The organism is Nocardioides sp. P5_C9_2 (genome assembly GCF_054049555.1).
Genome location: NZ_JBFUMD010000177.1, coordinates 1 through 7,130, shown reverse-complemented (window position 1 = coordinate 7,130; position 7,130 = coordinate 1). Strand labels below are relative to the sequence as shown.

At 69.1% G+C, this 7,130-nt stretch carries 9 protein-coding genes; all 9 read left to right on the top strand.

Translation table 11 applies throughout. The features are described from left to right. The coding region (locus tag ACXJKL_RS10595) for a hypothetical protein (protein ID WP_457207015.1) at positions 1-484 on the top strand (484 nt) is incomplete at its 5' end. A 5-nt stretch (positions 485-489) separates the two neighbouring features. Next, positions 490-2,835, top strand: coding sequence for a transglutaminase-like domain-containing protein (locus ACXJKL_RS10590; RefSeq protein WP_457207014.1), 2,346 nt, complete (start codon positions 490-492; stop codon positions 2,833-2,835). A 255-nt stretch (positions 2,836-3,090) separates the two neighbouring features. Then, positions 3,091-3,312: a translation initiation factor IF-1 gene (infA, locus tag ACXJKL_RS10585; protein WP_056927040.1), complete on the top strand. Its 222-nt coding sequence runs from the start codon at positions 3,091-3,093 to the stop codon at positions 3,310-3,312. Between the two features lie 25 nt (positions 3,313-3,337). Further along, positions 3,338-3,451, top strand: a complete 114-nt coding sequence (gene rpmJ, locus ACXJKL_RS10580; RefSeq protein WP_056887143.1) for a 50S ribosomal protein L36 — start codon at positions 3,338-3,340, stop codon at positions 3,449-3,451. Between the two features lie 227 nt (positions 3,452-3,678). Then, the gene (gene rpsM / locus ACXJKL_RS10575; RefSeq protein WP_056599771.1) at positions 3,679-4,053 is read left to right on the top strand and encodes a 30S ribosomal protein S13; all 375 of its coding nucleotides are present in this window, start codon (positions 3,679-3,681) and stop codon (positions 4,051-4,053) included. An 86-nt stretch (positions 4,054-4,139) separates the two neighbouring features. After that, a complete protein-coding gene (gene rpsK / locus ACXJKL_RS10570; RefSeq protein WP_056887144.1) occupies positions 4,140-4,535 on the top strand; it encodes a 30S ribosomal protein S11 in 396 nt (131 codons plus the stop codon). A gap of 31 nt (positions 4,536-4,566) precedes the next feature. Further along, positions 4,567-5,175 carry a 30S ribosomal protein S4 gene (gene rpsD, locus ACXJKL_RS10565; protein WP_457207013.1) on the top strand — a complete coding sequence of 203 codons (609 nt, stop codon included), beginning with the start codon at positions 4,567-4,569 and terminating at the stop codon, positions 5,173-5,175. 108 nt (positions 5,176-5,283) lie between these two features. Then, on the top strand, positions 5,284-6,300 hold the full coding sequence (locus tag ACXJKL_RS10560; RefSeq protein ID WP_056887146.1) for a DNA-directed RNA polymerase subunit alpha: 1,017 nt from the start codon (positions 5,284-5,286) through the stop codon (positions 6,298-6,300). A gap of 204 nt (positions 6,301-6,504) precedes the next feature. Then, the gene (gene rplQ, locus ACXJKL_RS10555) at positions 6,505-7,083 is read left to right on the top strand and encodes a 50S ribosomal protein L17 (protein ID WP_457207012.1); all 579 of its coding nucleotides are present in this window, start codon (positions 6,505-6,507) and stop codon (positions 7,081-7,083) included. Positions 7,084-7,130: the final 47 nt, after the last annotated feature.

Genomic DNA, 7,130 nt, shown 5'->3' with positions numbered 1-7,130 from the left:
GTACCTCGACACCCGCCGCAGCCACGCCGCCCTGGTCGTGGACGACGACCGGGACTCCTGGAGCAGTGACGAGGTCTTTGAGGACGCCATGTCGGTCGCCGCGTCGATCGCCGTCCGCGCCGTGCTTGACGAGTTCGACGTCTCCTTCGTCTGTGGTGAGACGGCCTCGACCGGGTCGGACGGCCACCTCGCCCTCGACGCGGTGTGCCGGGCCGACTTCGGAGACACCGGCATCGTGGCGGCCAGCCGGCGGGCCACCGCCGTGGCCCCCGACTGCAGCCTGCTGTTCCTCGTGGGAGGCCGGGACACGACCTTCACCGACATGCTGCGCGGCTCGGCGGCCTTCCCGCCCGAGGTCCGTCGCTTCGCCGTCGTGCTGGATCCCGAGGGTGCCAGCCGGGTCACCGAGACCGGCGGCCTCCCCGTCCTGCACCTCGCCGCCAAGGAAGACCTCGGCGGCCTGCTCCTGTGGAGCCTGCGATGAGCCACATGGACACCCAGACCCGCACCCGGCCCAGCCACCTGCTCCCCGATGCCCGCGCCGCCGTGGACCTCGTCCTCGTGCTGCTGCTGACCGGGGTGGCGCTCAGCGGGCTGGCCACGTCCTTCACCGGCTGGTCGTTCCTCGTCATCGGGATGCTGGGCGCCGTGATCGCGGTGGGCGTGACCCACCTGTGCCGGGCGGCCGGCTGGCCGCTGGTCGCGCCGGTGCTCATCCTCACCCTCGTGTTCTTCCTGCTCGGCGGCCCGCTCGCCCTCCGCTCGGTGGGTGACACGGCCTTCGTCCCCGGCGGCCGGACGCTCTCCACGCTCGTCGACCAGGCGATCTTCGGGTGGAAGGACCTGCTCACCACCCTCCCGCCGGTCGACGGGGACGGTCCGCTGCTCGTCCTGCCATGGCTGCTCGGGCTGGTCGCCGGGGTCCTGGGGACCTCGCTCGCGCACCTGCACCTGCGGCGGTCGTGGTTGACGGCCGTCCTCCCGGTGCTCGGGCTCACCGTCGTGCTGGCCGCCGTGATCCTGCTCGGGGTGCGCCACCCCCAGTCCCTCGTCGTCCAGGGGTCGGCCTTCGCGGCGCTCGCCCTGGGATGGCTCGCGCTGCGTGCGCGCCGGTCCTCGGCCACGGTGCACGGCGGCACCTCCGGCTGGGGGCGGCTCGTCGTCGGCGCCGGTCTTGTCGCGCTGGCGTCGGTGCTCGCCGTACCCGCCTCGGCGCTCGTCATGGGCGACGACGACGGCGAGCGCGCGGTCGTGCGCAACTGGGTGGAGCCGCCCTTCGACATCGGCCGGTACCCCTCGCCGCTGGCGGGCTTCCGCCGGTACGTCGACCTGCTCGGCAAGGAGGACCGGACCAACGTCTACGACCGCACGCTCTTCACGATGACCGGCGCGCCGGTCGGCACGCGCGTGCGCCTGGCGACGATGGACCACTACGACGGCATGGTGTGGGGGGCCACGGACGACGCCCTGCCCGAGGCCGCCTCCGACTCCTTCCAGCGCGTCTCCTCGACCATCGACAACCCCGTCGACGGCGAGCGGGTCGAGGCCACCGTCACGATCGGGGAGGGGTACGACGGCGTCTGGCTGCCGACCGTCGGTGCCCTCCAGTCCCTCGACTTCCGGCTCGGCGACCCGGACGGCAAGGCCGAGGTGTTCCGCTACAACCTCGCCACGTCCACGGCGGTCGTCCCCACCGGCATGCACGAGGGCGACACCTACTCCTTCAGCGCCGTGGTCCCCGACGACTCCCTCGACGCGAGCACCGTGGCCTCGAGCGTGGCCGTACCCACACCGGAGGACACGGCCTTCCTCAAGACGCCCGCCGCCCAGTGGAGCGCGAAGGCGACCACGCCCATCGAGCGCGTCTACGCCATCGCCGAGCACCTGCGGACCGAGGGCAAGTACTCCGACGGCGTCCGCAAGTCCGAGCAGGTCTACCACCCCGGACACAACGTCCAGCGGCTGTCGGACGGCTTCGTCCAGGCCCAGCAGATGGTCGGCAACGACGAGCAGTACGCCGCGATCATGGCCCTGCTGGCCGGCGAGGTGGGCGTGCCGGCCCGCGTCGTGCTCGGCGCCGAGGTCCCCGAGGGGGGCGTCGTGACGGGCAAGGACGTCTCGGCGTGGGTGGAGCTCCGGGCCGCCGACGGGTCCTGGCGGACGTTGCCCACCGAGGCCTTCATGTCCGACGAGCCGCCGGCGGACCAGCTGCCCGAGACCAACACCCCGATGACCGGCACCGTCGTCCCGCCGCCGGCGCCGATCCCGCCGCCCTCGGACGCCGGCGACCAGAGCGATGCCGACCTCAAGGAGCGCAAGGCGGACAAGAAGGAGGCCGACGAGGACGAGGAGTCCGTCGTCGAACGCCTGCCCGGCTGGATCGTGGTGGTCGCGACGTACGTCGGTGGCCCGCTGCTCGCGGTCCTGCTGGTGGTCGCCGCCATCCTCGGCCTCAAGCTGCTGCGTCGCCGGCGCCGCCGCAACGCCACCCGCGTGTCGGCCCGCTTCGTGGGTGCCTGGCGCGAGCTCGTCGACCACGCCCGCGACCTCGGCCAACCGGTGCCGCTGGGTCCGACCGTGACCCGGCGCGAGCAGTCGGGGTCGATCGGGACCGAGCAGGCACCCGCGCTGGCGCGCCGCGCCGACAGCTTCGTCTTCGGTCCGGCCAGCCCCGATGCGGGAGCAGCCGCGACCTTCTGGGAGACTGTCGACGCCGAGCGACGCTCGATGTCGCGGTCCGTGGGCCGCCGTCAGCGTCTGCTCGCCGCGGTCAACCTCCGATCGCTGCGCCCGACCGGGCCGCGAGCGCGTGGGATCACCCGCCGCCCGCGCTGATTGGTCTTTTCGGAGAGCGCAAGACTAGACTGGCGTGTCGGCCCAACGTGGGTTGTGTTTCGTGGCGCCTCGCGGCTGCCGGGAGCGCCTCGACCGCCAACAGAAGCGGTTCGTGACGTGCCCGGGTGATGAGGTCCACGGCCACGCCGTACGAGGTCCACCGGTCCCTGGGGCCGGAGGTTCGCGGGCCGGCCCCGCCACCAGAGTGGCGAGGTGCAGCAACGGTAGACAAACGACCAACAGATTGTGGAGGACATGCCGAAGAAAGAAGGCGTGATCGAACTCGAGGGCTCCGTCGTGGAGGCCCTCCCGAATGCCATGTTCCGGGTCGAGCTGACCAACGGACACAAGGTGCTCGCCCACATCAGCGGCAAGATGCGCCAGCACTACATCCGGATCCTCCCCGAGGACCGGGTGGTGGTGGAGCTGTCCCCCTACGACCTGACCCGCGGTCGGATCGTCTACCGCTACAAGTAACCAGCCGATCCGAAAGGTCCTTCTGATGAAGGTCAAGCCCAGCGTCAAGGCGATGTGCGACAAGTGCAAGGTCATCCGTCGTCACGGACGCGTCATGGTCATCTGCGAGAACCCGCGGCACAAGCAGCGCCAGGGCTGAGCGTTCCCCTTGGGGCCGGGCGAAGTCCGGACGCAACGAGAACGCGAACCCCGCTGCCGCTTGCGGCAAGGGGACAGCTCATCGCAGAACCACCAGTTGAACCCACAACGTGATCGCTAGCCCGGCAGCAGCCGGTGCGAAGACACCTCCGGAGCAGTGGCCGGAGCCCGCAGGAGCGGGATGCGACACGACCGAAACCATTGTGAGCAACAGACAAGGAAAGCCACATGGCACGCCTCGTTGGTGTTGACCTCCCGCGCGACAAGCGCATCGAGATCGCACTCACCTACATCTACGGCATCGGCCGTACCCGCGCCCAGCAGCTGCTCGCCGCCACCGGGGTCGACCCGAACGCGCGAGTGCACACGCTCGGCGACGAGGAGCTGGTCAAGCTCCGCGACGAGATCGAAGCCAACTTCAAGATCGAGGGTGACCTCCGTCGCGAGGTCCAGGCAGACATCCGCCGCAAGATCGAGATCGGCAGCTACCAGGGTCGCCGCCACCGCATGGGCCTCCCGGTCCGCGGCCAGCGCACCAAGACCAACGCGCGTACCCGCAAGGGTCCCAAGCGCACCGTCGCCGGTAAGAAGAAGGCGAAGTGACCCGGCGCTGACGCGCCGAGTCCCGCCTCTTCACTCGAAGCTTCCAGACCAGAACCTCACCAGGCCAAGAAATGCAGGTTGACTGAATGCCTCCCAAGAGCCGCGCGACCAAGGTCCGCCGCAAGGAGAAGAAGAACGTCGCTCAGGGCGAAGCCCACATCAAGAGCACGTTCAACAACACGATCGTCACGATCACCGACCCCACCGGGGCGGTCATCTCGTGGGCCTCTGCCGGCACCGTCGGCTTCAAGGGCTCGCGCAAGTCCACGCCGTTCGCCGCGCAGATGGCAGCCGAGGCTGCGGGTCGTCGGGCGATGGAGCACGGGATGAAGAAGATCGACGTCTTCGTGAAGGGTCCGGGTTCGGGCCGCGAGACGGCGATCCGTTCGCTGGGTGCCATCGGCCTCGAGGTCGGCACCATCCAGGACGTCACCCCCACGCCCCACAACGGATGCCGGCCGCCCAAGCGCCGCCGCGTCTGACCCGACACCCGAGAAAGAGAGACTTCCTGCCATGGCCCGTTACACCGGCCCGATCACCCGCAAGTCGCGCCGCCTCGGTGTCGACCTCGTCGGCGGCGACGCTGCCTTCGAGAAGCGTCCCTACCCTCCCGGCCAGCACGGCCGTCGCCGCATCAAGGAGAGCGAGTACCTCCTCCAGCTGCAGGAGAAGCAGAAGGCCCGCTTCACCTACGGCGTGATGGAGAAGCAGTTCCTCCGCTACTACAAGGAAGCCAACCGTCGCCAGGGCAAGACCGGTGACAACCTGCTTCAGCTCCTCGAGTGCCGCCTCGACAACGTGGTCTACCGCGCCGGGTTCGCCCGCACGCGTCGCCACGCCCGTCAGCTCGTCGTGCACGGGCACTTCACGGTCAACGGCCACAAGGTCGACATCCCGTCGTTCCAGGTGTCGGCCCACGACATCATCGACGTCCGCGAGAAGTCGCTGGAGATGACCCCGTTCATCGTCGCCCGTGAGACCCACGGCGAGCGTCATGTTCCTGCGTGGATGGAGGCCATCCCGACCCGGATGCGCATCCTCATCCACCAGGTGCCGGTCCGTGCACAGATCGACGTGCCCGTCACCGAGCAGCTCATCGTCGAGTACTACTCGAAGAAGTAATCCCTGCCGGTGGCCGTCCTCGGGACGGTCACCGGTCCCTCCCTTTCACAACAATCCTGTGACTTCGGGCCCGTCAAATGGTGGGTGGGTCCGGAAAGGAAAAAATCAGTGCTTATCGCTCAGCGCCCGACCCTGTCGGAAGAGTCCGTCGACGAGTTCCGTTCGCGGTTCGTCATCGAGCCGCTGGAGCCCGGCTTCGGCTACACGCTCGGCAACTCGTTGCGCCGTACCCTCCTGTCGTCCATCCCCGGTGCGTCCGTCACCAGCATCAAGGTCGACTCGGTGCTGCACGAGTTCTCGACGATCGAGGGCGTGACCGAGGACGTCACCGAGGTCATCCTCAACCTCAAGGGCCTCGTCGTCTCCTCGGAGCACGATGAGCCGGTCGTCATGTACCTGCGCAAGTCGGGTGCCGGTGACGTCACCGCAGCGGACATCACCCCGCCCGCCGGCGTCGAGGTCCACAACCCCGACCTGAAGATCGCCACGCTGTCCGACAAGGGCAAGCTGGACGTCGAGCTCGTCGTCGAGCGTGGCCGCGGCTACGTCTCGGCCGTGCAGAACAAGGGCGCGGACAACGAGATCGGCCGGATCCCGGTCGACTCGATCTACAGCCCGGTCCTCAAGGTCACCTACAAGGTCGAGGCCACCCGTGTCGAGCAGCGCACGGACTTCGACAAGCTCGTGATCGACGTCGAGACCAAGCCGTCGATGCGTCCTCGCGACGCCATCGCCTCGGCCGGCAAGACGCTGGTCGAGCTCTTCGGCCTGGCTCGCGAGCTCAACGTCGAGGCCGAGGGCATCGACATCGGTCCCTCGCCCGTCGACGAGCAGCTCGCTGCCGACCTCGCCCTCCCGGTCGAGGACCTGCAGCTGACCGTCCGGTCGTACAACTGCCTCAAGCGCGAGGGCATCCACACCGTGGGTGAGCTCATCAGCCGCTCGGAGCAGGACCTGCTCGACATCCGCAACTTCGGTGCGAAGTCGATCGACGAGGTCAAGGCCAAGCTGGTCGAGATGGGCCTGTCCCTCAAGGACAGCGCGCCCGGCTTCGACCCGCACGCTGCCCTGGCGGCGTACGGCGACGACGACGACGACGCCTTCGTCGAGGACGAGCAGTACTGATTCAATGGTGCGAGCGTGTCGCCTTCGGCGCCACGCTGCCGCACCGCGGTTGATCCTTGATCGTGGTGTGGGTGGTGTGGCGTCTCACCGGCGCCACGCTGCCGCACCGCGGTCGACGTCTGATCGCAGTGTCCAAACCGTCCCTCTCCCTGAGGGACGTCTACCCCGGTACCTGACACGGCCGGAGAGAAGCGAGAAACTGACATGCCCAAGCCCAAGAAGGGCAAGCGCCTCGGCGGTAGCCCCGCCCACCAGCGCCTGATCCTGGCGAACCTGGCCACCGCCCTGTTCGAGCACGGCCGTATCACCACCACCGAGACCAAGGCGCGCATGCTGCGCCCGTTCGCGGAGAAGCTGATCACCAAGGCCAAGCGTGGAGACCTGCACAACCGTCGCGAGGTCCTCAAGACCCTCCGCGACAAGTCGGTCGTGCACACCCTCTTCACCGAGATCGGGCCGACGTTCGCCGAGCGTCCGGGCGGCTACACCCGCATCACCAAGATCGGTCCGCGCAAGGGCGACAACGCCCCCATGGCGGTCATCGAGCTGGTGACCGAGGCGTACAGCCCCAAGGCTGCCTCGACCAAGAAGACGCAGGCCGCCGCCCCGGCGCCGGTCGTCGCGGACGAGGAGGCTCCCGCCGAGGAGACCACCGAGACCGCCGACGCGTCGACCGACACCGAGGTGACCGAGGCTCCGGCCGAGGAGACCACCGAGACCGAGGCCCCGGCCGAGGACGAGGCGGCCACCGAGGCTCCGGCCGAGGACGACAGCTCCAAGTGAGCTGACCAGTCACCCCTCGAAGGCCCGCCACCCCACCGGGGTGGCGG

Excerpts from the sequence above, each read along its gene's own strand:
- ACXJKL_RS10590 (WP_457207014.1), top strand. The coding sequence starts at position 490 with ATGGACACCCAGACCCGCACCCGGCCCAGCCACCTGCTCCCCGATGCC.
- infA (WP_056927040.1), top strand. The coding sequence starts at position 3,091 with ATGCCGAAGAAAGAAGGCGTGATCGAACTCGAGGGCTCCGTCGTGGAG.
- rpmJ (WP_056887143.1), top strand. The coding sequence starts at position 3,338 with ATGAAGGTCAAGCCCAGCGTCAAGGCGATGTGCGACAAGTGCAAGGTC.
- rpsM (WP_056599771.1), top strand. The coding sequence starts at position 3,679 with ATGGCACGCCTCGTTGGTGTTGACCTCCCGCGCGACAAGCGCATCGAG.
- rpsK (WP_056887144.1), top strand. The coding sequence starts at position 4,140 with ATGCCTCCCAAGAGCCGCGCGACCAAGGTCCGCCGCAAGGAGAAGAAG.
- rpsD (WP_457207013.1), top strand. The coding sequence starts at position 4,567 with ATGGCCCGTTACACCGGCCCGATCACCCGCAAGTCGCGCCGCCTCGGT.
- rplQ (WP_457207012.1), top strand. The coding sequence starts at position 6,505 with ATGCCCAAGCCCAAGAAGGGCAAGCGCCTCGGCGGTAGCCCCGCCCAC.